Origin of the sequence: Flammeovirga agarivorans, from assembly GCF_012641475.1 — a bacterium.
Lineage (GTDB): Bacteria > Bacteroidota > Bacteroidia > Cytophagales > Flammeovirgaceae > Flammeovirga > Flammeovirga agarivorans.
In genome coordinates this window covers 820766-846789 of record NZ_JABAIL010000002.1, presented here as the reverse complement: position 1 = coordinate 846789, position 26024 = coordinate 820766, and the positions used below count along the sequence as shown (strand labels likewise).

The 26024-nt window shown below is 33.5% G+C and carries 22 protein-coding genes; 10 read left to right on the top strand and 12 right to left on the bottom strand.

Annotated elements, in window-relative coordinates; all coding sequences use genetic code 11:
* The first annotated feature begins 208 nt into the window (after positions 1–208).
* From HGP29_RS08195 to HGP29_RS08185, 3 genes are all read left to right on the top strand, one after another.
* Positions 209–1639 (top strand): MATE family efflux transporter, encoded by a 1431-nt coding sequence (locus tag HGP29_RS08195; protein WP_168881881.1) that lies wholly within the window; start codon positions 209–211, stop codon positions 1637–1639.
* Between the two features lie 196 nt (positions 1640–1835).
* Positions 1836–2984 carry a toxin-antitoxin system YwqK family antitoxin gene (locus HGP29_RS08190; protein WP_168881880.1) on the top strand — a complete coding sequence of 383 codons (1149 nt, stop codon included), beginning with the start codon at positions 1836–1838 and terminating at the stop codon, positions 2982–2984.
* A gap of 245 nt (positions 2985–3229) precedes the next feature.
* Positions 3230–4585, top strand: coding sequence for a hypothetical protein (locus tag HGP29_RS08185; protein WP_168881879.1), 1356 nt, complete (start codon positions 3230–3232; stop codon positions 4583–4585).
* Between the two features lie 128 nt (positions 4586–4713).
* Here the strand turns inward: HGP29_RS08185 and HGP29_RS08180 are convergent, their stop codons facing one another.
* Entirely contained in the window at positions 4714–5520 is an 807-nt protein-coding gene (locus tag HGP29_RS08180; protein WP_168881878.1) for a hypothetical protein, read from the bottom strand.
* A gap of 462 nt (positions 5521–5982) precedes the next feature.
* Here HGP29_RS08180 and HGP29_RS08175 point away from each other — a divergent pair, with 462 nt between their 5' ends.
* Complete coding sequence (locus HGP29_RS08175; RefSeq protein WP_168881877.1) at positions 5983–6684, top strand: hypothetical protein; 702 nt, start codon at positions 5983–5985, stop codon at positions 6682–6684.
* Positions 6685–6691: 7 nt separating this feature from the next.
* Here HGP29_RS08175 and HGP29_RS08170 read toward each other — a convergent pair whose 3' ends face one another.
* Together HGP29_RS08170 and HGP29_RS08165 are read right to left on the bottom strand one after the other, a co-directional pair.
* Positions 6692–7075: a nucleoside 2-deoxyribosyltransferase gene (locus tag HGP29_RS08170; protein ID WP_168881876.1), complete on the bottom strand. Its 384-nt coding sequence runs from the start codon at positions 7073–7075 to the stop codon at positions 6692–6694.
* 183 nt (positions 7076–7258) lie between these two features.
* Positions 7259–8116, bottom strand: a complete 858-nt coding sequence (locus HGP29_RS08165; protein WP_168881875.1) for a hypothetical protein — start codon at positions 8114–8116, stop codon at positions 7259–7261.
* A gap of 258 nt (positions 8117–8374) precedes the next feature.
* Here HGP29_RS08165 and HGP29_RS08160 point away from each other — a divergent pair, with 258 nt between their 5' ends.
* Positions 8375–8770 carry a hypothetical protein gene (locus HGP29_RS08160; RefSeq protein WP_168881874.1) on the top strand — a complete coding sequence of 132 codons (396 nt, stop codon included), beginning with the start codon at positions 8375–8377 and terminating at the stop codon, positions 8768–8770.
* An 82-nt stretch (positions 8771–8852) separates the two neighbouring features.
* Here the strand turns inward: HGP29_RS08160 and HGP29_RS08155 are convergent, their stop codons facing one another.
* The 5 genes from HGP29_RS08155 to HGP29_RS08135 all read right to left on the bottom strand — a co-directional run bounded on the left by HGP29_RS08155 (position 8853) and on the right by HGP29_RS08135 (position 15105).
* Positions 8853–9731, bottom strand: coding sequence for a pirin family protein (locus HGP29_RS08155; protein ID WP_211093229.1), 879 nt, complete (start codon positions 9729–9731; stop codon positions 8853–8855).
* Positions 9732–9822: 91 nt separating this feature from the next.
* Positions 9823–10680: a helix-turn-helix domain-containing protein gene (locus HGP29_RS08150; RefSeq protein WP_168881873.1), complete on the bottom strand. Its 858-nt coding sequence runs from the start codon at positions 10678–10680 to the stop codon at positions 9823–9825.
* 76 nt (positions 10681–10756) lie between these two features.
* Positions 10757–13405 carry a glycoside hydrolase family 19 protein gene (locus HGP29_RS08145; protein WP_168881872.1) on the bottom strand — a complete coding sequence of 883 codons (2649 nt, stop codon included), beginning with the start codon at positions 13403–13405 and terminating at the stop codon, positions 10757–10759.
* A gap of 149 nt (positions 13406–13554) precedes the next feature.
* The gene (locus HGP29_RS08140) at positions 13555–14472 is read right to left on the bottom strand and encodes a zinc-dependent peptidase (RefSeq protein WP_168881871.1); all 918 of its coding nucleotides are present in this window, start codon (positions 14470–14472) and stop codon (positions 13555–13557) included.
* A gap of 117 nt (positions 14473–14589) precedes the next feature.
* A complete protein-coding gene (locus tag HGP29_RS08135; protein WP_168881870.1) occupies positions 14590–15105 on the bottom strand; it encodes a hypothetical protein in 516 nt (171 codons plus the stop codon).
* A 182-nt stretch (positions 15106–15287) separates the two neighbouring features.
* Between HGP29_RS08135 and HGP29_RS08130 the strand changes: the two genes are divergently transcribed.
* The 3 genes from HGP29_RS08130 to HGP29_RS08120 all read left to right on the top strand — a co-directional run bounded on the left by HGP29_RS08130 (position 15288) and on the right by HGP29_RS08120 (position 18408).
* Positions 15288–15998 carry a Crp/Fnr family transcriptional regulator gene (locus HGP29_RS08130; protein WP_168881869.1) on the top strand — a complete coding sequence of 237 codons (711 nt, stop codon included), beginning with the start codon at positions 15288–15290 and terminating at the stop codon, positions 15996–15998.
* 145 nt (positions 15999–16143) lie between these two features.
* Positions 16144–16815 (top strand): recombinase family protein, encoded by a 672-nt coding sequence (locus HGP29_RS08125; RefSeq protein ID WP_168881868.1) that lies wholly within the window; start codon positions 16144–16146, stop codon positions 16813–16815.
* Positions 16816–17004: 189 nt separating this feature from the next.
* Positions 17005–18408, top strand: coding sequence for an MFS transporter (locus HGP29_RS08120; protein WP_168881867.1), 1404 nt, complete (start codon positions 17005–17007; stop codon positions 18406–18408).
* Between the two features lie 556 nt (positions 18409–18964).
* Here the strand turns inward: HGP29_RS08120 and HGP29_RS08115 are convergent.
* Entirely contained in the window at positions 18965–20449 is a 1485-nt protein-coding gene (locus tag HGP29_RS08115) for a Do family serine endopeptidase (RefSeq protein WP_235958277.1), read from the bottom strand.
* Between the two features lie 585 nt (positions 20450–21034).
* On the opposite strand from HGP29_RS08115, the gene HGP29_RS08105 reads away from it, so the two are divergent.
* Complete coding sequence (locus tag HGP29_RS08105; RefSeq protein ID WP_168881865.1) at positions 21035–21364, top strand: thioredoxin family protein; 330 nt, start codon at positions 21035–21037, stop codon at positions 21362–21364.
* Positions 21357–21497 carry a hypothetical protein gene (locus HGP29_RS08100; protein ID WP_168881864.1) on the top strand — a complete coding sequence of 47 codons (141 nt, stop codon included), beginning with the start codon at positions 21357–21359 and terminating at the stop codon, positions 21495–21497. The genes HGP29_RS08105 and HGP29_RS08100 overlap by 8 nt, the downstream gene beginning before the upstream one ends.
* A 27-nt stretch (positions 21498–21524) precedes the next feature.
* Here the strand turns inward: HGP29_RS08100 and HGP29_RS08095 are convergent, their stop codons facing one another.
* The 3 genes from HGP29_RS08095 to HGP29_RS08085 form a co-directional block, all read right to left on the bottom strand.
* Positions 21525–22955, bottom strand: coding sequence for a PepSY domain-containing protein (locus HGP29_RS08095; RefSeq protein ID WP_168881863.1), 1431 nt, complete (start codon positions 22953–22955; stop codon positions 21525–21527).
* A gap of 2 nt (positions 22956–22957) precedes the next feature.
* Positions 22958–25252, bottom strand: a complete 2295-nt coding sequence (locus HGP29_RS08090; protein WP_168881862.1) for a TonB-dependent receptor — start codon at positions 25250–25252, stop codon at positions 22958–22960.
* Between the two features lie 230 nt (positions 25253–25482).
* Positions 25483–25878 carry a hypothetical protein gene (locus HGP29_RS08085; protein ID WP_168881861.1) on the bottom strand — a complete coding sequence of 132 codons (396 nt, stop codon included), beginning with the start codon at positions 25876–25878 and terminating at the stop codon, positions 25483–25485.
* Positions 25879–26024: the final 146 nt, after the last annotated feature.

Sequence of the window (26024 nt, the reverse complement as noted above, 5' to 3'; positions counted from 1 at the left end):
CGAATAAGACTGTTCCTTTAGCTAATAATAGTTAAGCCGATCAGTCAAATTTTTTCCAACTATTGACAGTAATTTTAAAACTCCTATATTCGCGCCATCAAAATCTAGAATAGACCAAAAATAGCTTTAAATCAGAGTGTTAGGGTTTTGATTTTAGCCCGTTAAAATCTCAAATTTTTGCTTTAATAACCATTTTATCAATACAAAAATGTCAACAGGTGCAGTAGGAATACCTAAAGCTTCTATGAACACTAAGAGTGCATTCAGAAAGCAGTTTTATCGTTTTGCTTTGCCATCGGCATTAGGAATGCTTGTCAACTCATTATATGTGGTGGCAGATGGAATTTTTATCGCTAGAGGAATTGGAACTGAAGCCATCGCTGCAGTCAATGTAGGGTATCCAGTGATCAACCTGTTAGCCGCAATGGGTTTAATGTTTGGTGTAGGTGGGGCTACATTGGTGGCACTTCATCCGCATGAACAAGATAAGAAAAACCGCATTTTTACTTATACATTATTACTCAACCTTGCTGTATATGGTGTGGTTGCTTGTATCGTTTTTTTATTCCCAAATGAAATACTTTATGCATTTGGGGCTACAGACCGTTTGTTACCTTTGGTCAAGGATTATTTATACCCTTGCCTGTTAGCAGCATTCTTTTTGATGATTTCCTTTTCACTCAATGCATTTGTAAGAAATGATAATGCACCTAAAAAGGCTATGTACTCTTTAGTACTCGGTGCAGTAACCAACGTGATTTTGGACTACTTCTTTATCTTCCAATTGAATATGGGGATCAAAGGAGGTGCCTATGCTACTGCAATTGCACAAGTGGTTTCTGCTTTATACTTAGTGACTCACTTCTTTACATCTTCTTTTCAATTGACATTAAAAGGAAAAGGCATCGATTGGAAATCGATCTACAGAATCAGTAGCCTTGGTTTTTCTTCTTTTATCTTGGAAGCAGCTGTAATGGTAATTACAGTTTTAGTCAATTTAGCGTTGATCAAAACAGAAGGAGAAACTGGCGTTGCTGCGTTTGGGATTATCGCTTATGTTTTTGTGATTCCTCGTATGTTCTTTATCGGATTAGCTCAGGGTATCCAACCACTTGTAAGTAAATACTTTGGCTTAAAAGAATATAAGAGAGTAATAGAGATCTATAGATATGGACAAAAAGTCGCTTTTACATTGACGCTTGTCGTGTTGCTGTTAACTGTCTTTTATGCTGAATATATTGTTGGCGTATTTACTGGGGAGGAAGCAATTATTCCTTATACTGCCAATGGTCTTTTATTATACACAAGTGCAGTTGTTTTTGTAGGAGCCAACTTTATGAATATCTCCTATTTACAAGCAATGAATAGAGCTAGTTTAGCTAATGCGATTTCAATTTGTAGAGGAATTGTATTTATGGCCATTAGTATTTCTGTCCTTCCCAAATTTTGGGGAGTTAATGGGATATGGTTGGCGTTGCCTTTGGCAGATGTGCTTACTTTCTTGCTGACCATTTTTTTGTTCAAGGCATTGAAGATTAATGATAAATTGGTCTTACCAATAGTAGATGCTGCGAACATTCAAATTCCTCAACCAGATTTTGAAGGGTTGAAATTTCCTAGAAGAACAAAAATGTTTTAAGAGAACAAAGGTTTGAAAATGTTATTGATGCGTTTTACAAACCTTTTTTTATATCCTATACTCTGATAAATATCTGTATTAATGTAGTGTGTGTTAGTTTTCCATTTTATTGGAATGTTTTTTCAATGATGAGATGTTTTGATATTGATGTTAAAGCGATAAATTTAATTATTCATCACCCTCAATACTTTTCTATATGTGTTTTCAAAACAAATTCATTGGTTTTGTCTTTCTAGTTTTTTCTCTATTGTCTATTACCACTTACGGACAGGTTGTTCAAGATAGTTTAGAGGAACAGGTCAATTATACCGGAGGAAAACTGTTGAAATCAAAGGGAAATCTTTTGAACGGTCAAAAGCATGGAGAGTGGACGTATTACTTTAAATCTACTCAATACAACCACTTGGTTTATCGTATTGAAAACTATGATAGAGGAGTAAAACATGGTGTTTTTAAAAAATTCACCAATGAAGGAATTGTCATTTCAGAGAAAGAATATGATCATGATAAATTATCAGGTGATCATAAAAAGTATTATGATGATGGTACACTAAGGTACATGAGGCATTATGAAAATGGTATTCCTGAAGGGAAAAGCTACTACTATTTTGAAGATGGAAAAGTAGAAGAGCAATCGTACTTTAAAAATGGAAAGTTAGAAGGGGTGTATGTAAAATACTACAGTGATGGAAACCCCAAAGAGAAGATAAATTATAAAAATGGACTCAAAGATGGAAAGTATTTCTACTACAATAAAAACAACCAATTATTTGTAGAAAGGAAGTACAAGGAAGGAAAAAGAATGGGAACGGAATTAACGTATTATGACAATGGACAGTTGCAAGAGAGTATACGTTATGAAGATCAAAAGAAAGTAGGGAAGTACGAAGAGTTTCATAAAAATGGGAAAGTAAAAACACTATGTTTTTATAAAGAAGGATACATTGAAGGGGCATATCAATCATTCTATGATAATGGATTTAAAGATGTAGCATGTGAGTATCAAAAGGGTAAACTCGAAGGAAAATATATTGAGTATTCTGAGGAAACGGAGAACAAAGTGTACAGTGAGAAATTTTATAAGAATGGTGTATTAGATGGACAGGAAGTCTTTTACTTTGATAATACCAATACTTTAGAAACACTGATCACTTATTCAAAAGGTCTGAAAAATGGAGATAGCAAGAAATGGTATCCTTCTGGTCAATTAAAAATCCATAGAATCTATAACAACAATAACTTAGTTTACAATTCTTCTTACAACGAAAATGGAGTATTATTAAAAGAAGGTAAACTAGATAGTAATACGAATAAAATGATTTATAAATCTGGAGAAGATTTGTAGGAATCTAACTAGATGAATAGTTAAAATTGATTTACATGAAATCGAAATAATAGATAGTCACGATCCAAACTATAAAAAATAATAATTCTTGATAACAGAATAACATACTGCATATTCCAATGTGTGGTATGTTATAAATCAAGAAGTATACACTGTGAAATAACGATCAATTAAATTTATTGTATCACTTAATACATGTGTATATTTGCTGCATATCTAATTTTATTGAACTAACTCAGACTAAAATGACAAAGCAGATATTTGTATTACTAGTGATCGTATTCTCTTCATGTATATCATCATCTCAGAAGAACTTTAAGAAAACAGCATCTCTAAAAGGAGAAGTGGTTAAAATCATAGAAAAAAAATACGATACCAAGCTGAAAAAAGGGGTTTTTAGAATTGTCTACCAAGCAGACTTATCGCAAGATATCTATCATTATAACCAAGCGAATAGTATCACTCATACTCAATTTCTAGATTATAAAGGGAAAGAGATGTGGCGTTATGAAAATTCTTTCGACAAGAATGGGAATATCATATCGTCCTCAGTTTTTATGAAAAATGAATTAAATAATACCTTCGAAAATAAGTTTGTTGATGGTGAAAATATAGAGAGTGTATACCTTGATGCGGATGGTAAGAAATTATACACAACTTTGAAAGAGTATGAAGGTAAAGCACTCAGTAAAAAGACAAAGGTTAGCATTGATGGTGAAGTATTGTTGATTACTGAATATGATAATAAAGATGGGGTGTCAAAATCCATCACAGAAAAACTACCCAATGGAAAAGTAAAGCGTTTTACAAAGTATGAGTACAACCATTTTGGAGATCTGACGAAGGAAGAAGTTGTCATAGAAGATTTCAATCAAAAAGAGAACGACATAAGATATTTTGAATACGAATATGATCAGAATGGGAATTGGACCAAGAAGTTTTATTATAACGATGAAAGTGTATTAGAGGATGTTTCCATTAGAAATATATTTTATTCAGACGATCAAAAACTAAAACTATCGAAATCATTACTTCTTGGAGAATGGTTTGTATTTGGAAGAAAAATACAAAGCTTCGTCTTTAATGAGGACAATACATTTCAACTAATACATGAAAATAGATCTAAGGCTTCAGGTATTTGGTCTTTCGATGCGAAGAAAAGTAATATCACCTTAACACAAGAAAGTGAAAAAGACGAATTGGTTCTGAATTGCTTTTGGGCCGGAGGCTTATTACACCTTTATCCAGAAGACATTACTGACCAAGTGATGCAATTAGAAAGACGTACTCCTAATATCGATCAAAAGTTTACTCAAAAAGTGGCCGAAAAACCATTTCTAGGTAAATGGCAGGTCGTAGGAGAAGACGAAATGTATATTGAATTTACACCTGAGAATCACTTCTTGACTACTCAAAAAAGCAAAACTCCAAAGAAAGGAACATGGGAAATTAATATCGATAATCGTTTGATTACATTCACTGAGAACGGAAAAGAGGAGTCAAAGAAATACCATTACTTCTTCGAAGAGGGGCAACTTAAATTTTATAACTATTCATTAGAAGTAGTCCAAACCTTGAATTTTGTAGGGAACGAAATGTAGAATTGTAATATGTGACTCCACCTAATAATAATCTTACATTGACATTGTATTTGAAAGTTAGTTATTAGGTGGATTTGTAATGTTCCTCAGAATTTAAAGATACTATTGAAATACAATAGAGGTCCCTATTAATTTAATGATTGATAGATATAAGTAGCTCTCACAGTAACTTCGTTATCACTGTCTGTTGATGTTCTTGTCATAGTATATGAAATAGGGTAATTATCTTTATCATATTTATGATCATAGTTATCATAAATAGTAATATTAAGCTGAGAATTACTATTATATTCTTTGAATATAGATGATACAGTATTATTCTGTGACGAGAATATATTTGATTTATTTTTATTTGGGTTTAGTTTATTATCATAGGTTTTATCCCTTTCAAAGGATAGAAGATATCCAGAGCTAGTTTTATCAAAATACTCAACTTTAATTATATTTTCGTTTTGCCAGCTATATATTCTTTTTCCTACTTCAGATTCATTTATATATTCTTTTACTTCAATTGGTCGATCGTTTTCATCTAATAAAGTTATCGTTTTAGCTTTTGAAGTTGCTAAATTTGTTTCACCAATTCTTTGGTGATTGTTGTAATCATAAGTCACATATTCAGTAGTAGGACTAAGAGTACTAGTATATAGAGGCCAACTAGTCTCAATCTGATATGAAGAAACTCTACCATCTTCTAAATATTTATAGTTTGTCTCTTCTTCTATATACTCTAATTCGTCATTTGAATTAAACCTGTTGTGCGTAGTATGTGTTAATTGATTTTTCGAATTATATTCATATAAAGATTGAACTCTAAAATTATATGAATCATAATATGTATTTTTTTCAATTAGATTTTTTTGTTCCGTTATGCCATCTTGATCAGTACAAGACATTAAACAGATAGAGGAGATAAGTATTAAGAAGATATATTTCATGAGTGTAAGTTTACTTTAAGAGTTTAACAAAGAGAAATAATATAGATAGTAATTACATACTAAGGTTGAAGTCCATTTTCAGTTTAAACTATGTAATTATATAATGTGAAAAATAATTTAACTACATAAAAATAGTTATGTAGTAATCTATTTAAACAAGTGACTTTTCGCCTCATTTTGTCCTTGATTAAATGCCTCTATTAGCCCTTCATAATTAGTAATCACTTCAAATACAAAAACAGAGCAAATGCCTAAGGCGAATAGTAGAAGATCCCTTTTGGTTAGTTTTATTTTGTTCATAGTTCACTTAATTATCAGTTTATTTGTATTACAATTTATGATATTAAATTGAAATATTAAAAGCGTGAGGTTACTTTGCTCTATTTTCCGCCTTAGAGTGGTTGGATTACAATACAGTTCTTTATTATTGAGGAATAATTAATAACTAAAAAACAAACTATCATGATACAGAATTCTACTAATGAGGAAAAAGAAAATAACAATAATCATGAGCCAAAGATAGAGATGAGGCGTATAAGGCTAGTTCTTGGTTCTTTTGGATTACTACTTCCAGTATTATTATTTGTGGGAAACGGTAATCGTTTAATGCCTTCCATGAGTCATTTTTATTATACCCCTTCAGCCGTATTTTTGATTGGTATGGTGATGTCATTAGGAGTGGTATTAATCGCTTATAAAGGGTATAAGAAAACCGATAAAGAGTGGTTTAGTGATCATGCTATTACATCAACAGCAGGTATTAGTGCTATTGTTTTGGTACTGTTTCCTGCTTATTCTATCAATGTATGTTCAGAAGTATCTTTTCATGGATATCCTGCAGATAATTATTTGTTTGGTTCAATGAGTGATAAGTTCGTGAATACCATTCATTTTTTCTCCTCTGCTTTGTTTGTGATTTTACTAGGAGTGATGAGCTTTTTTAAATTCCCAAAATCTAAAAAGAACGTTTGGATTTACAGAACTTGTGGTATACTGATCGGGTTGTCTGTATTAGGTATTGGGGTATTGGAAACGGTGGAAAGCTTAAGGAAATATTTTCCCAACTATGTGTTTTGGCTAGAAACAGTAGCTGTTTGTTCATTTGCTATCGCGTGGTTAGTAAAGTCTAAGCCAATACAGACCTTTTTAAGTCTTTTCAAGTAAAGTAATCTTATACACCTAGGTCTTTAATTTCAATATCTTCAATATTATCATATTCAATAATGGTGCTTGCACAGCCTGCTGCAGTTGTAGAATATTCACTTCCTTTCTTAAGGAGGTAAACAACAGGTATTCCTTTTGCATAAGCGTATCCTAATTCAATTCCTACTCCAATAGCTTTTGTAGTTAACTCTGCAATAAATAGGTCAGAGTTATCAATTTCTTGAAAAGCCGTTGCCATCATTTCTTGTTCCTGCTGTGGTTGAAAATGGTAATGGTCAACAAAGACAAAAAGATGGTAGTTGTGTTGTTTTAGAAGTAATGATAAAGTTTCAATTTCTTTATCAAACTTTTTTCTATTTGAAAAGCTGATGCCTAAGTATGCCTTTTTCATGATAATCTAAATGTTTTATTCTAGATGATGTAATGGTAAAATTAATACTTCGTACTAGAATTTGAGAAGGGTTATAAAAAATAAAAGAGGTGAGAATAATAATAAATTCTCACCTCTTTTGATGATTGCTTTTTGTGCACTACATGATACGAAATAAAGTATGTAGCTCAACAATCTTATTGTTTATTCTTCCGTTTGATATTCAAATATTTTTTCATGCTCAATGATAAAATGATCACTCGAATGTGTTGCATTTCGTGAGTAACTATAGAAGTATGAAATAGGATACTCTTCTTTATCATATTCATATTGTAATGATGCACTTGATGTATACCCGTAGTCATCATTATAATAAGTCTCTAAGATAGTTAATGGATTATTTGTGGTTTTAAGGTTCTCTGTAGTATATCTAATTTCATTTAGATCTTTAAGGTAGGTATAAGGATTATGGTAGGTATCGTAAGTGATACTTACTTCTCTAACCAAGTATTCCTCCTCACCTGAGTACTCGTAATTTTTGATACTCGTAATGTTCCCATCTTTCCAAGTATATGTTTCTTTCGTTATAGGTTTTTCTAAATCGTAATATGTTACCTTTTCAACAGGTTGACCGTAAGTATTTAAAAAGATGTCAATCTTGTGGTTACCATAATCGTTGGTAACATATTCCGTAATGCTATTCTCATCATAAGATACCTTAACCTCTCGGATAGTATTTTTATGGGACTGATCTATATAAATTTGCTTCTGAATATAACTTATGATTTTTCCTTCTTCATCGTAGGTCATATTTGAAGTTTCGTTATAAAATCTTATTTCATCTTCATAGCCTGTTGAAAATCGATTAGATAGGATATTAGAAGGTTTTTTATTGGAGTTATACTCCACTGTTAGACGAGCTAGAATTCGACCTTTCGAATTATTTGTTGTGACTGTTTGTAGGTATTTGATTACAGGTTCTTGAGATATGAGTTCAGGCTCAGTATTATCACAAGAAAAAAATAACATACCGAAAAGTAAGCTAAAGATAAGTCGTTTCATTGTACAATAGTTTGCGAAGTTTTTTAGTAGTCCTTCAAAATTAATTACAAAAGAATAACATCAAAAGGAAAAAATAATAATAAGGCAGGGTAGCGTAAAAAAAACAGTGTACACTATCTAGGTAAAACTTCCGTTCGTTGAAAAAAACGGCCCTTTCGTTTAAAAACAGTCCTTTCATTTACACCTTTTTCGGCGGTAATGTATCTATCTTTTTAGAAGAGGCTATAGGCCTAAAACATTAATCAATCGAAATATATTATGCATTTAAAAGTGAGCATCACTACTCTATTTCTTTTCGTTTTTTGTTATGTAAATGGACAAAATAATGACCGTAAACCAATGGGAACACCGGAAGAAATGGCAACGGAAACATTAGGAAAAATAGAGGAGGAGGTAGAACTGACCAATGACCAAAGAAAAGGAGTATACGATATTCATGTTGCCTTTTTTACAGATGCACAAGAAGCAATGAAACAACGCGACAAAGAAAAAATGGAAGAATTGGAAACGGTAAGGAATGAACGGGTAAAAGAGCTTCTAGGAAAGAAATTATACCGAAAATATATTACTGTCATGGAAAGCAGTAAGCCACAGCGACCTTCAGGAGGAAGACCTGGTGGAAGAGGAGGAATGAGAGGAGGTCCTGGAATGTAGTACACCTATTGTCAATATCATATATTAGACAAGTCTTATTGTAGAGTAAACCCACCTGTTGTTAATAGGTGGGTTTCTATTTTTATACTTCCATTGGTACTTCCATCAATAAAACTTTAGCACCTTTATTGGCTTTCACAGTAAGTTTCTCCGTATCCCAAATACCAAATCCATCTCTTTTATTTAATTTCTGCCCATTAATTTCTATATCACCTTCTAAAACAAAAGCATACACACCATTGGCTTTATCGTTAATAGAATATTCAGTAGTGGTATCTTGATCAAAGGTCCCCATATTGAACCATGCATTTTGATGAATCCAAACCCCTTGATCTGCTTCATTGGGAGATAATATCTGGTTGAATTGATTTGGTTTAGATATCCCTTCTATAGATATCTGATCATATCTTGGTGTTACTCCTTTTTGGTTGGGAAATACCCAGATTTGAAGAAACTCAACATTCTTATTTAAGTTCTTATTGTATTCTGAATGATAAATTCCTGTTCCAGCACTCATCACCTGAATTTCTCCTTCTTTAATGGTTGCTATATTTCCCATACTGTCTTTGTGTTCTAAATCACCAGACATAGGTATAGAAATAATTTCCATATTATCATGTGGGTGTGTACCGAAACCTTTACCTTCAGCCACTTTATCGTCGTTTAATACGCGTAAAGCTCCAAAGTGTACTCTTTCTGGATTGTAATAATTGGCAAAGCTAAAGGTATGATGTGAATCTAACCATCCATGATTTGCATGACCTCTAGTATCGGCTTTGTGTAATACAGTATTCATTGTTTTATGTTCTTTATTTGGAATGTGATTAAAACCTACTTGCTTCATCAGTTGATCATAATCTGACTGCTTTAGTTTGATATTCTTTGCCTTTACCATTGCAGGAGAGACAATACCTAAAGCGGCAGATTTTAATGACGTTGAAAGGAATTTTTTTCGATTCATTTTCTTACTGATTTGATGTATTACAAAGTACGTACATACAACCAATGGAAGGAATATGAGAAAACGACAAGAACTTATGAAAATCCGTTATCTAGATATTTTTCTTGAATTGAGAGGGAGAAACACCTACACACTTCTTAAAAAATGCACTGAAATTAGCAGGTTCTGAGTAGCCCAATTGATGCCCGATTTCTTTATTACTTAAGTTAGAGAAATACAATAATCGTTTGGCAGCAATAATAATTCTACTTTGAATATGTTCTTTTGCTGATTTACCACTTTGTGATTTGACGACTTTATTTAGATGATCTGGAGAGATATGTAATACCTCTGCATAAGTACTTGTGTGATGCCACTCTTCGTAGTGCGTATTGATCAAGGCTTTAAATTCTCGAACAACATGGTTAGTATTTTGGATTTCTTCAGAAGGAAGGTCACAGGTATTGTAACAAAGAATCAGGATTAATTTTAGTAATGAACCTATGGCCTCTTCTTTAAATTGTAAGTCGGAGTGGTAAATTGAATAAATATCTTCTAGGTAGGATTGTATCTGTTGAAATCGCTCCTCTGTAGGGTATAGTGGAGGCGTTTCACTAAAATCATTGAACAGATTGAGATCCTGAATAAAGGAAACAGAGATATTATTGAGCATCAAAAAATCGGAAGTGAACACTAGGGCAAACCCTTCAGATTTCTCTTCTTCAATAATTTGATGTACCTGTCCAGGAGAGATAAAATAGATTTGATGACTTTCTAATGGATAGGATGTAAAGTCGATATTATGCTGTCCTTTTGCCTTTATTGTAAATATGAAAGTAAAGAAATCATGTCGATGGGGATCATCTACTTTACCATTTCTTTTCTCATAGATCTCCTCCATTTTGGAGATTCCAAAATGTGATTTATGATCATTTTTATTGACAGAGGCATAGGTTTTTACAGCTTTCATAAAATAAAAATATGACAATCTTTTGAATCATTCTACTGATTAAAGGATTGTCATATTTTTAATTGAAAAGAAGAGATTACTTAATCAACTTTTGTGATAGTATTCCTTCAGGTGTTTCAATTTTTAAAATGAATACTCCAGAAGGAAGGTGTTGAAGATTCAGTTGATGGTTTTTCTCAGATGTTTCAAATACTAATGCCCCCGTCTCATTGAAAATTTTCAACCCACTCCATGAAATAGAAGAGTTGATGATAATATAGTCTGAGAATGGATTAGGATAGCAAAGAGCATCAGCAGATCTTGTGTTGAAAGTGATATTTCTTGCGTTAGAACTTCCACATGGACCAATAGTTTTCCACCAATGTTCAGCAGTTCCTGGAGTAACATTATATAAATTATTTACAGCTGCTTCATAAAGGATACCATTGTAACTTACAATGTCACCACTTTGATAAATATTAGGGTAACCAGAATAAGTTGGTGTGTTATCACAAGTACTAGACACTTCTTCAGTTACAGTAATGACTACTGAAGAAACCCCTTGTCCACCCTCATTATCTGTTACAGTTGAAGAAATAGTAAATTCCCCAAATTGAGAGGGTGTAAATGAGAAATTAGAAATAGTATAAACGGACCCATCTACAGTTGTTGTATAATCAGTGATTTGTCCATCAGTATCAGCAGCTACAATTGAGACATTAATAGGCGACAGTGTGGATTGTATGATGTCAGTACCTCCGTCAACGGTAATTGATACAGTAGGAAGTTGATTTTCATTGACTTCTTCTACAAAGGAAACAGTTATACTTGAAGTGGTAGATTGACCTTTTGAGTCAGTAGCAGTAGCTTCAAAAAGGTAATCACCATATCCATTGGGTGTAAAATTGAATGTTGTGGACGTACTTACTTCTACTCCGTTTGCATTGACAACAATACTTGGCGTTCCTTTGTCATCTTCAGCAGACAATTGAATACCGATTGATTGAAGCCCTACTATTTGAGTAGTATTAGACGGAGTAATAAATGATAAACTAGGAGGAGTATCAACATCGCCACCACTTGAAGAACAATTGCCAAGCAATGTCCAAGTACTACTGTCTAAATCAGGCTGATTTCCAACCGACCACCATTTATTGAATACATAGATTTTCCCTTGAAAAACCACTTGCATACCATTGGTCTGATAAGTCTTAGAACTACTCCATTCTTCTATTCCTGTACAATCAAAAGTGAATCCAGGACATGTAGATTGTAGTTTCCAAACATTTGCTACACCCGGAACATCACTGCTTTTAGTTTCCCAACCTGCAGTATAGATAATTCCTTCATAGACTACTTCTTCATTGGCAGTATAAACTTTTTCTTCCCATGGAGTACCACAGTTTTCTTTAGGATCAATGACCTCAAAACTATAGTTTAAAGTACTTTCTTCTCCGCTATTATCTACAGCTTTTATTAGGAGTGTATAAGTTTTATAAGCATTTGGAAGAAATGTGGTAGAAGTGGTATTAGTAGCAATGGTAGTACCATCGATTGCAATACTTGAAGCCGTTAAGTTTTGATTGTCTTTATCTAAAATAGAAACGTCTATTGCGATCGCAGAGAAATTCTCTTGTCTGATTTCTGTGGATGCAGGACTTAATAGGCTGATTCTTGGTTTTACGGGAGTAGGTTCTGGTTCTATACCTCCAAAAGGCTTTTGTGATGCACAACCACAAGCATTACAACTAGATTGTCCGTCTAAATCCGTTGAAACACCAAGAATTTGTGAATGACGTTCATAATGTCCAATTCTGCTTAATACTTTACTTTTTTCAGTACCAGATCCACATTCTAGACCTCCATTAATGATATTAACAGTTACACCAAAACCAGGGTTACGGTTGTTTTCTAAATCAAAAGAAGTGGGAATCCAATTTCCTACCATAACATCATGAGCGGAAGGCTTAGGAAATTGTGGTGTCATCCAGAACCAAATGGCTGTTTGAAAAGCTAATGCTCCATCTTGGATCACACTTTCAGGGTTGGCCAAAAGGATGTTTTTGTCTCCATATAAAAACTGACTGACCTGACCATAATTGTAATTCCAAGATAGTTGAATTGGGCCTCTGCCATGGTAAGATTTACCCGCTACGGCAGGGTAATCTGGATGATTTTGTGCGACATATCCAATCAAATCAGTACCTTCATAACTTACTTCTTCTCTAAAGTATAATCCCCAAGAGTATTTTCCTCCCGGAGCGGTATCCCATCCGCCTGTAGTTTCTTGTGATATATTGGCTAAGAAAGCAGAAAGTTCTCGTTTTTGTTGATCAGCAGATCCTTCAGCTAAGAAGTTTCCATAATCTACTTCTTGTTGAATAATACTCTTTTGGCTATTCCAAGAGTCGTTAAATCCTTCATCTACACGGATTACTTTCTGTTCACCTGTAGTTTTATTTTCTCTTGTAACTCTATAAAGGTTTGTTCCCTCTCTTCGTTCCATATATACCTTAATTAGCTTCATTCGTTGAATAGCTTCTAAGAAGTTATCATAGGAATAGAAGTCGTTTTCAGGTAATAAAATATATCCACCATCTGGTGAAGGTTCTGTTCCAAAACGGTAAGGAAACAGCTCATTGTATTCTGCCTCAGTAAGAGGTGCTGTTTGAGCATTTGCTTTTTGGGAACAGAGTAGTAGAAGTCCCAAAAAGAGAGAGGTAGTAATTGTCGATAAATAATTCATTTCAAAAAAATATTACTGAAAATAGATAGTAATGAGTGGTGACTCATGTTCAGCAAACATCTTTGAAAAGTGAAGAATAATAAAAATTATATGGGGTACAATTAGGGTAACAATAAAGGAATTTTAGGGGTACAAAACTCTTATACAACTTAGTTATTCTCTGTCCCACAGCAGTTTTTGTACTTTTTACCACTACCACAAGGACAAGGATCATTTCTATTGATTTCAGTTTTTTTCTTATTCCTTTGATAATCTTTCTCCTGCTTGGCCATGTCTTGATTAAAAATCAATTCAAGCTTTTTATACAACTCAGGATGCTTCTTTTTTAGTAAGTTGGGGCGTTCAAAGAAATACTCTGAAGTGACCGTTAAAAATTCTTTTTCATTGGTGGCTCCATAAGGGTTAATATCAGATTCTTTTTCTAATATCTTCTGAGTTTCTTTATGCATTAGTTTGATCCAAGGAAGTGTGTAGCTTTTCTGAAGAAGTATTTCAGGAATACCGTCTGTTGATCCATCCGCCATATCTATCAAATGGACAAACTCATGAATACCAACATTCTTTTTATCATTGTCGTTTCGGAATCCTTCTCTTAATGCTCCTTTTGATAGCAACATTCTATTTTTCAATCTTCCTTCTCCTACCATTCCGAGTACATGTCCTTCTCCAAATTCTTTCACAAATACTGTATCATTAAGATCAGATTCAAGAATGATCACTTCTTTCAGATTAGGATATTCCCAATTCGGGTAGCCGAAAATGGGTATAATAGCACTACAACCCACTAATAAACGGTCTAGATCTTCAATCTCAGTTTCAATCGGAGTAATCTTAATATTATCTAGAAAATGAAGTACTCTTTGTTCGAAGTTATCCTGTTTTTCCTTGGGCAATTCGTTATAATAAACAACATGCTCTTTTAAAATTGACCTCCATTCAGAAGGGAATTCTTTTCTGGTAAACTTCTTTTTATCACGATCTTTTCTCGAAGTCTTAATTAAATACCTAAAGATTTCGATGATGATAATGATACTAAGCAGAGAGGCAACTAAAATTCCAATATTCATAAACTGTAGTAGTAAAAGGTTTAGAAAGTAAAGGAGGTAAATAGAAATTTGGTAAACACTCAAGATAATAAAAAAGCCTTCCATAAAGAAAGGCTTAAGGTCTCTAGCAAAATTGTTTTATTTCTTGAATTCAAGTCGGGTATCCGAAACGATGATCGAAGTAATCCCTGTTTGAACTCTCGTAATGTTAGTATTTATCGTTAAGACCATTTTATTTTCAGTAATCTTGTCTATTGTATATTCTTCAATACCTTCTATTGTAGTGAGAATTAGTTTCTCCTCATCGATTAACCAACTACCATTAAAAGTCGAAGGAACATTCTTTAGTTTGGTTGTATTCTCAATACCATTAATAAGACTAGTTACATCAATATTGGAAGCCCCTTTTGATGTTACAGAATTATCTTCCTTAAAGGTGGTTGTTACTCGGATATTATGGTGAGAATTTTTTGTCATAGTTTGTTCGCTGGTACCATTGATTTGAAAAGTATTCATCGTAGACGATTCCGCTGATACCAACTTCCATGAGCCAAGAATTAAAGAATGATTAGGGTGAATATCATCGTCTTCTGAACAAGATGATAGGAAGAATGCTAAGACAATAAGAGTAATGACAAATTTAGATTTTGACATAGTAAGTTTGCTTAAGTTACGATTATAAGATAGTGTTTGCTTTAGATTGATTATATAAAGATGTTCAATATTAATATATTTTCAAATCTTAAAGAATTATGTGTGCATAAAAATTGTCTTCTTTTATTTAAAATGTTAAATACGTATATTTACGTAATTAATTATCAAGACTTAACTAGCAAATGAATAATAAAGTTGATTGTCAAGCTTGCTCAAACGAGAATTGTATCATCAAACAAAACTGTCTGACTGAAGTAGCTAAACCGTTTTTGGAGAAGAAGCTAAACGTAAATGCAAGAAAAGGACAACCTTTTATTTTAGAAGGGGCTCCTGTACATGGATTATATTTTGTGCAAAAAGGCAAAGTAAAAGTTGGAAAAACGGGGATTAATGGCCGTGAACAAATAGTTAGATTATGTCATGATGGTGAAATTATTGGGCATAGAGGATTCGGCGTTGGTCAATTTTATCATATTAGTGCAGTAGCAATAGAAGATGTTGTATTGTGTAACTTCTCAAATGAAGTGATTAATGATATGTTGAAATCCATTCCAGAATTATCATACTCCATGATGCTCTTTTACGCGGAAGAACTAAATAGAAGTGAAAATAAAGTGAGGAAAATTGCTCAGATGACTGTACGCGAAAAAGTCATCGATGCTATACTATATATCAATAGAAAGTTCGGTATGACAAAGTCTTTCTTAAATATTCAATTGTCTAGAAAAGAAATTGCTGATTTTGCAGGAACCACTGATGAACAAGTAATTAGAGTGATTTCATCTTTGAAAAAAGAAGGGATTGTCGTTGCTCAAGGCAAAAAGATCGGTATTGTAAAACTAGATAAGCTGAAAAGAGAAATCGCAGAACATAATTTCTTTATAGATAGTTGACTGACAGATGTTTAATGTGATTTGATGAAAATGTAACACTTGAAATAGTGAAAAAATCAGAAAAAATCCGTAAAATGTGAAATCAAATGGCATACTCTAAAGTGTGTTTATTTTTTCGGCACTGAATCTTTATTTTTTAATCAGCATGTCAACTTTTACTTATCTAAGAGTATCTACAGTAGCTCAATCAAAGTTTCAACAACAGGCAAAGATCAAAGGAAAACCTTATATCGATAAATGTCCTGTTACACTTCCATTTGTAGAAAGACCTAGAGCAAAAGAATTGCTAGAGATTTTATCTGCAGAAGACACCTTATATATTGGAGATATAGATCGTTTAGGAGATAACCCTAAAGATATATTAGATGCCTTGAAAGCATTGTATGCGACAGAAGCAATCGTAAATATCTACAAGTTTGAAACTACGGACGAAGAAGCAAGAGTAGGTATAAAGGCTGTGATTTCTGCTTTTGAAACAATGCTTCATATGAAGGAATACCAGGTACATGAAAAAACTGTTGAAGGTATTGCTAGAGCAAAAGCCGAGGGTAAATATAAAGGAGGTAAAAAAGGCCGTAAGATGAATTACGATCGTTGGTCTGATAGAAATAAAGATGTTATAGAAGGGCTTCAGAGTGGTTTAACAACAAAAGAGATTTCGGAACTAACAGGTGTTGGTAAAACACAAGTCTCTAGAGTGCGTAAACGTTTAAGAGAAATTGAAGCTGAAAAAAGAGAAGCACTTCAAGAGCAAACACAATCACTACAAGATTCAATTGAAGAGTACCAATCTGAAAGAAATTTAATGGAAGTTTAAGTACCATTAATTATAAATAAGAAGACCATTTATACGTAGTAACGAGAGTTATTTACTTGTAAATGGTCTTTTTTTATACCCAAAATACGTATTTACGTAAAAAATAGGCTTAAAATGTTTTTAAAATAAGTAATAATACGTAGTATTGTGTACGTAAAGAAAACAAAGCGTAGAGAAATACTTACAATTATGCAATCAATCACATCAAATGAAAAAGCTACAAAGATCAACTTGTTTGATTTCAGTAGTATACAAATGAGAACATTTCACCTTAGCTGGATCGCATTCTTTTTATGCTTCTTTGGTTGGTTCTCTCATGCACCATTAATGAAATCTACAATCGCTCCAGATTTAGATTTAACTAAAGCACAAACAACTTTAGCATTTATAGCATCTGTTGGTGTGACCATTTTTGCAAGATTAGGTATCGGAAACCTTTGTGATAAAATTGGGCCAAGAAAAAGTTATGTATACTTATTAATCTTTGGTGCTTTTGCAGTAGCAGGTTCATCATTTGCAACGACATGGGAAACTTACTTACTTTCTCGTTTAGCTATTGGTGTAATCGGTGCTTCTTTCGTAATTACTCAATATCATACTTCAGTAATGTTCGCTCCAAACGTAATTGGTATTGCAAATGCAACTACTGCAGGATGGGGTAACTTAGGTGGTGGTGTTACTAACGCTACTATGCCATTAATTGCTTCTGGTGTTGCTGCATTTGGTTTAGCAGAAGCGACTGAATCATGGAGAATTGCTATGTACATTCCTGCTGCTATCATGTTGTTAGTAGCATACTTATATTGGAAATATACAACTGACTGTCCAAAAGGTAACTATACAGATTTACCAGAAGAAAGACCTCAATCTAAAAAAGGAGAGAAGAGTTTATTCTTAACAGCAGCTTCAGATAAAAGAGTTTGGATTTTATTCCTTATGTATGCAGGATGTTTCGGTATGGAACTTTTTGTAACAGGAAAAGCCTCTACTTATTACCAAGAAAAATTTAGCTTAAGCCAAGAAGCTGCAGGTTTTGTAGTATTATTCTTTGGTGCAATGAACTTGTTTGCTCGTTCAACAGGTGGTTGGATTGCAGATAAATTTGCTAAAAACTCAGGTTTGAATGGTAGAGTGAAAATATTAGTATATGTGGTTATTGCAGAAGGTTTAGCCTTATTAATATTCTCTCAGATGAATGTATTAGGCTTTGCGATTGCAAGTATGGTATTCTTCTCATTATTTGTACAAATGGCGGAAGGAGCAACCTATTCTGTAGTACCATTTATCAACAGAAAAGCTTTAGGAGCAGTATCTGGTATTGTAGGTGCAGGTGGTAATGTGGGTGCAGTATTATATGCACAATACTTATTAAGAAGTGGATCTTCTTTACAAGATGCTTTCTTCGCGTTCGGATTCGTAGTTGCAGCAGTAGGTTTCTTAGGATTATTAATTAAGTTCTCTGAAGCAGATGAGGCAGCAGCTATTGAAGAACAAAAGAAATTAGAAGCTTTTGAAGCTTCTTTAAAAGAACAAGAACTAATAAACAAAAATAGAATAGACGACAACATGGAAGGGCCTGCAGTTGCATTGTAGGTTCAAAGTAAAATAGTGTTCCGAGTAAAAAAATACTCTTATAATTCCAAATAGCAGCTTCATCCTTTTAGGGTGGGGCTGCTTTTTTATATCGAAAATTTAAGTGTAGTGATCCATAGAATACAAATGAGTATACTTTCACTGGAAGTATCAATAATAATGAGATATTAAAGGGAGTAATAAAACAAAAAACAAACAGTCTTCTGGTTGTGGTAGTAGTGAATTTTCATCGATGTTTTGTGCTCAAAAAAGTATAGACAAAAAAGAAGGGAACCCGCATCGCGAATACCCTTTCCCCATTACTTAAAGCAAACTATTGTGTCTTTTGTAAATCGATACCAATGTTCAATCATTGCTATCTATTACTAATGTTTTTGTCTTTCTGACTTACACTAATACAAACGTCAAAACCATGGTAAATAGTTTCATTTGATTAGTTAACAAGTGAAAATAGCAGAAAATATTTTTATTTCCTAATTTTTTCTTATCAAAATTCAATTTTTATAACACTGTACACGTAAAAACGTGTACAGTGTGCAATTTAGTAACGGAATTCTTATAATCCAATTCCTACGTACTCTCTTTGACCATCAGGGTACATTCCTTCGATTAATATACCTCCACTTTTGCCTCTTAAGGCATTTCCAAGATCATCAAGATTTGTTACTTCTTCTCTATCTACACTGGTAATAATGAAACCTTCTCTAATACCAGCATTATATAATTTTCCGTTCGGTTGAAGCTTTGTTACTGCAAGTCCTCCATTTAATCCTAGAGCTGCAGCCTGCTTCTCAGAAATAGGTTTTACATCAGCACTAAGTGCTGCAATAGCTTCACTAGAATTCTTTGGAGCAGAAACAATCTCTGTAGTATTATTGGTGTTCTTCAGTTTTACATTGAAGTCTTTCTCTTTACCACTTCTGTTAACCGTTACTTTTACTTCATCACCCGGACGTTTACGAGCAATATATTCTTGCAATTCAGAAACACTTTCAATCTTCTCATCATTGATCTTAATGATAATGTCTCCTGCTTCAATACCTGCTTCGTCTGCTGCACCTTGAGGATTTACATCTACGATAGCAACACCTGCAATGTCTTCGAGTTTTGCTTCTTCAGCAATTTTCTGATCGACATCTTGAATTTGAACACCAATTAGTGCTCTTTGAACCGCTCCATATTCTCTTAGGTCATCCATCACTTTCTTTACAAGTTCAGAAGGAACAGCAAACGAATATCCTGTAAAAGATCCTGTTTTAGAAGCAATCGCTGTATTTATACCAATTAATGCACCGTTTAGATCAACTAGTGCACCGCCAGAGTTACCTGGGTTTACAGCTGCATCTGTTTGAATAAATGACTCAACAGATAAACCGGTCTTTGATCTAAGAATATTAATGTTTCTTGCCTTTGCACTGACAATACCAGCAGTAACTGTAGAAGTTAATTCATAAGGGTTACCAACAGCAAGTACCCACTCACCAACTTTTACATTATCAGAGTTACCAAATGCTAAATAAGGAAGGGAATTATCAGTTTCTATTTTTAATAAAGCCAAATCTGTGGTAGGATCCGTTCCAATAAGATTGGCAGTATAAGTATGTTTATCTTCTAATACGACCTCTATTTTTGACGCTCCATCTACAACATGGTTATTGGTTGCAATATATCCATCTGCTGAAAGAATAACTCCAGAGCCAGATCCCAATTGACCTTCTCCATTTCCTCCTCTTGGATCTCCAAAAAACTCATGGAAGAAACGAGGTGTATTTCTTGGAACTCTTGAGGATACATCAACATACGTTTTAATATGAACTACGGCTGGAGTAGCTTTTTCGGCAGCACTAACGAAATTCATCCCATCAGGAATGACATAGTCAGCTCGTTTTGGAGAATTTTCGTATTTGGTAAATGCAACAGGTTTGTTTTCCTCTTTTTGTTGTATATCCATTTGTGGAGCAATAAAGGTAGTATAAGCTCCCACGGAGATGACTCCACCTATAATTGAGGCCGCCATCATGGAAAAGAATTGTTTTTTCATGATATGATAGTCTAATATGTTTTTAATTCTGAAACTCTGAGAGAGACTAATTGTTCAAGTCTAGAGTTTCTATTTGTACACTAGTATGTACAAGTAAGACAAACTCCATACAAAAAAACAGTCTATTAAAATTTTTTATCAAAAAAGTGGAGGAGTGCAAACAAATCTAAATTACCGTAATAAAGTGAAGTATCATTCAAGAATGGTGATGGTCATCAATATTTATTCAATTTTATTCCACCACATTTGTAATGTCATAAGCAAGAAAGCTTTTAAAATTTTATTGTTTAAAAGCATCTTATGTGATTCAAATACTTGTAATAAAGTATTGTTATAGAACTGAGAGTTTCTGTCCTGTTCAGAGGGCAGATCAATTTTCATAGTGTTTAAAGTTTGGGTGTAAATTGAAACGGGGCTCGTCAATGACGGGCCTTGTTTTTTGTATTTAGTTTTTTTGACAGACAAGTTGACTTATTTATTTATGACAATATGACACAAATAGCTTTCATTGTTATCAGTTTTGAACAGAATTAACTTTAAGTATTGAATTTGTGTTTATTGAATTGTTACTTACCAACGTAAAATATGTTTGAAATACCAAATACAGTAATGACTGTTCAAAATATAGATGAATTGAACTTGGCAATTCAGGAAAACAAAAAGGTAATTCTTGATTTCTCCACAGAATGGTGTCCGCCATGTAGAGTAATGAAAGGTACAATCAGTAATTTATCATTTGAGTTGGAAGGGGTTGCAAAAGTAATTAAGGTGGACCCAGAGAAATTGGAAGCTGTAGCGAAGAATTACAATATCAAAGGAATACCTTATTTTATTGGTTTAGTTGATTCAAAAGAAACGGGAAGGGCACATGGTATTGTTCCTATTCAACAATTAAAAAGATTAATTCATGAGTAAATCGAAATTAATCAGACATATAAGAGAATGGTTAAAGAGAAAATACCAATCTCCAAAAACATCTTACAATAGTTGCTGTACCGCTTCTGTTGAGAGGTTTGAAAAAGAAAAAGATAAAAGCCGTACTTATTGATATATAAGTACGGCTTTTATCTTTTTATTAAGAGACTAATACTTTGTCTCTCTTTCTCCCTTTTCTTTTCTTAGACTTTGTGTTGAGATACATCCAGAACCCCAAAATACCCACCATGAAATTACCTAAAGCAAAAAATGACATGATAGTATCTCTAATTGGTTTTCCTAGAAAATCAAAAACATGATATTTATGGAAATAGGCAAAAATAAACCCTGAGATAGCAGACTTATCTTCGATAATTGCTCCTACAAAACTTGTTTTGGTATCAATATACCACCTTGGGTTGCCTTCACCCTCAAATTGTACTTTTTGTACTGGAAGTAATTTGTTGATAAAGCCATACTCATTTGCAAACTTGTTTACCGGAGTGATATTTCTGATACTCTTTAATCCACTGTAACGTTGGGCTAAATGTACTGCATAGATACTATCTCCCTGTGAAAGCTCCTTCTGAGTTGCTACATTATAGTACCTTTTTGAGATACTACGTCCTTTTTTATAATGTACTTGATAGTACACTTTATCTTTTAATTTTATAGGTTGAATATTCATCCATCCTTTTGGAATACTATCAAAGTCGAAAGTAAGTTCTTCTGGCGTAAATGATGTTGGGCTAGTAAAACTAGTTTTATCGAGAGCATTGTATTTTGGTAACATGTGCATAAATGCACTGAAAGCAAATAGTAATAATGAAAATGATAAACCAATACCTAATGAGCGGTGCAACCTTCGTTGCCAAGGAACCTTGGATATCTGTTGACGCTGATAGGTTTTTCTAAATTTAGTATACACTAATATTCCAGATACACCTGCTAAAAAACAAATTGTAATAAATACTCCAAGAACAAATAGTCTAAATGTAGTATTGAAATCTAGGAAACTCCAACTATGAGCCCATAAGAAAAATGCTTGATAACCACTTCTCAATGTATTTGTAGCATACGTCATCTGATCTGTGTTTGTATCAATAAATACTTTTAGTCCATCCATTCTTTGATACTCGACTTTATATACGGGAAGGATTCTTGCAATTTTTACATACTCATTATTGAACGTTTTCTGTTCAGTGATTGTAGCGATTTTGTCTTCACTCTCACCAGAATATAAGCTGGCAAGATAGGAGATATAAACATTTTCTCCATTTGGAAGAATATCACCATTTTTTGTATTTACATAAATGTTACCTTCTGACTTTTTGAATTGGTAATATAAGTTAGAGTCAATATTAACCAAGCGGAAAGATTGTATGTCTTTCCAGTGATTAATTTTAATAATTGAATCTGCAGTAAATAGTAATTGATCCGCATCTTTTTCCTCTTGATTTACCACCAAACGTTGATTTACTTTTGGTTTAAAATTAGACATAAGAGGGTGCATTACTCCACTTAGTGTCCATGCTAATAGAGGTAATAATGCGATAAGACTTAACTTTCGATGAAATTGATACAAAGTCATGATTATTTATTCTTACTGATTGTATAGCCGATACCTAATTGGAAAGTACGAGGGGCACCTAAATTATAATTTTCTCCCCAAGATGACTTGGAAACTCTTGTGGCGTATAGCTCATCGGTTAAGTTCATGATGTTAAACCATGTATCTAAGCCTTTAAATTGGTAACCAAATCGTAAGTTGAATACATGGTATCCATCGTACTTTTTCGTATTCTGATTATCCATATAGTACACACTCACTTTTTGAAACTCTAATGATGTTCTAAATCCTTTTAGGAATCGAGGCTTAAATGTTAATTCCATGTTGGCAATCCAATTGGGAGCATTGGCCATTGTATTTCCTGAAAAGTCTTCTTTACCTGTATTAAATTCTTCAAAAGTATGCTCTGCATAGGTACCACCAACCCGAACAAAAAGTTGAGAAACGGGCTTAAAGTGTAAGGCCATTTCTACACCTTGATGATTGGTAGAGCCAGCATTCTGATTTTCATAAGAACCATCTTCCTGAAGTACTGAAACGATTTCGTTTTTACCCGACATATTGTAGTAAGCACCTTCCACATAGCCAAATCCACTTGGTAGGGTATACCATGTTCCTACTTCAAAGTTATTGTAATAAGAAGGTTCCAATGTAGGAACTTTTACACCTCTGTATAATTCTGAAACTTGTGGAGGCATAAAACCTACACTATAGTTAGAGTAGAAACCAAGTCCATTAAGCATAGTGTAAGTAGCACCTACTCTTGGAGTAATGGCATTAAAATAATTGACTGAATTTGGAGCACCTGAAAAAGCTTCCTCACCCAAGTTATTCGTATAGTCATACTTGAAATGATCCGATCGAACTCCTGCCGTAATAAATAATCGATCAATAGGATTAACTTCTACTTGAGCATAAAGGCCAGTATTCAATAAATTAGTTTGGTAATCTGTAAGTACAGAATCCGTTGAAGTGTACCCTACATATCTACCATTTTCATCTCTTTGTACATCAATGTAGTTTGCCCAGAAAGTAGTTGGACTGTAATCTACACTTGCTCCAACTCTTATTGTTGTTTTTAATGAAGGAATCTTTTGGTTATGTTGTATAACAGCTCCATAACTTTGGAAAGCACTTTCATTTACTTCTCCCTTAGCAACACTTGGATTTCCCCAATCATTCTTAATTCTGTAACTAGGAATTTGTCCTAATGTATTCGTACGGAAAAAAGCTTTAGCGACTGTTTTACTGTTTTCAGACCAAGTTTTATCAGCAGTGAAAGTTGATCTCCACAATTTAATTTCTCTTTTAGTAAAGTTGTGTAATGAAGTGAAATCTCTATCATAAAAAGATGTACTGTCTAAAGAAGAGCCCATATCTGAATAATACTTCATATAAGTAGTATTAGATTTTAAGACTAAACTTTCGTTGACCTTGTATTGTAAAACAGCGGTAACGATAGTTTTATCAAAATCACTGTGATCTAAGTATCCGTTCTCTCTTTTTGCAGCATAGCCTCCAATGCTAGCACCAAACTTACCATTTTTAGATGTTCCTTCAACTGTTACGTCAACTCTTCTGTAACCATAAGAATCACCTCTTAATTGTACTTGGGCAGTAGGCACTAGTGATGGAGTTTTTGTAATAAGATTTATCGCACCTCCAATGGCTTCAGAACCATATAATGCTGAAGCAGGCCCTCGTATTACTTCAATATTTTGAGCGACTGCCATATTCATCTCATTCAAGGCATTATGATTAAAAATACCTGTAGGACGGATAGGTAAACCATCTTCTAAATATAAGAAAAGGCTTTTTGTTGATATCGGTTGACGAATAGCCATCATATGTTGTTCGCTACCAAGATCGGCCATTAATACACCTGGAACTTTATTGATGACCTGATCTAATGACTGTGCTTTTGTTTCCTCAAGCATTGTCCTACCAATAGATGTAATAGCTATTGGTGCTTCCTCTCTTTTTTGAGCATCTCTACTGGCTGAAACAACAACTTGGTTAAGCACATAATCATCTTGAGATAAAGAGATGACAGATTTGATTGAACTGGCTTTCATCGTTGTACTTAAATAACCTAAGTACTTGAATTCAATCATATCATTTTGATCTACACTGATGCTATAATTTCCTTCGCTATCAGTGATAGTATACTTACTATCTTTTTGATTGATAACAATGACACCAACCAAAGCTTCTTTAGATAATTTGTCTTGAATTTTACCTGATAACTCTAAAGTTTGGGCATGAAGAGAAGGGATGCTCAAAATCAATAGAAGAGCTCCTAACAATTGCGATTTCATTACTGTTTTTTATTTGGACATAACGATTAGCTAACACTTTTGATAACACCAAAAAGGAGTGTTACCAATAGCCTAGTATTAATGTTATGCGATGATTTTTAAATTTTTGAATGTAACGACCTAGAGGTATAAAAAAGTTACCTCGAAAAAGTATTATTGAATGTCTTGACACAACAATACATCCATCAAAAAGAAATGATGTTTAAAAAAGTCGATAATTAGAAAAGCAATTATGCTATCGGAGGATGGAAGATTGAAGAAGTATAGTTTCCTTCCACTTTTTCGTCTATCAGCATTGGTAATTGATCGATAGAACGATGTACACTCTTTGTAGAAAACATAAAAATGGAAAGTGAAAGTGGTTCAGAAACTACTTCCTTGAGTTTGTTTTCTTTACTGCTACTTTCTGATTCTGGAGAAGTAGCATCAGCCAACTTAGACTTTAATTGACAGCGCCCACCACAAACCTGTGGAAGGTCTGTTCGGTTTTTATTCACGCACAAAACTTCGGCATAGAAATCCTTGCGCATATTATAATCCATCCAAATGAGAGGAGTAGATATGCATTGGATCAATACGATTGTTGCTAGAATAAATGTAACTGAGATGTTCAGTTTGTTCATCATTAGGGTGCTTATTTAAAGAGCTGTGCAAATATACAAACGTCCTTCAAATTCAATATACTTTGATGAATAATTTTTCATTGAAATACTATGTTTTCAATTTCGACTTTGTAGTAGGTGAAAATAATAATGTATAGAAGATAGTGGGG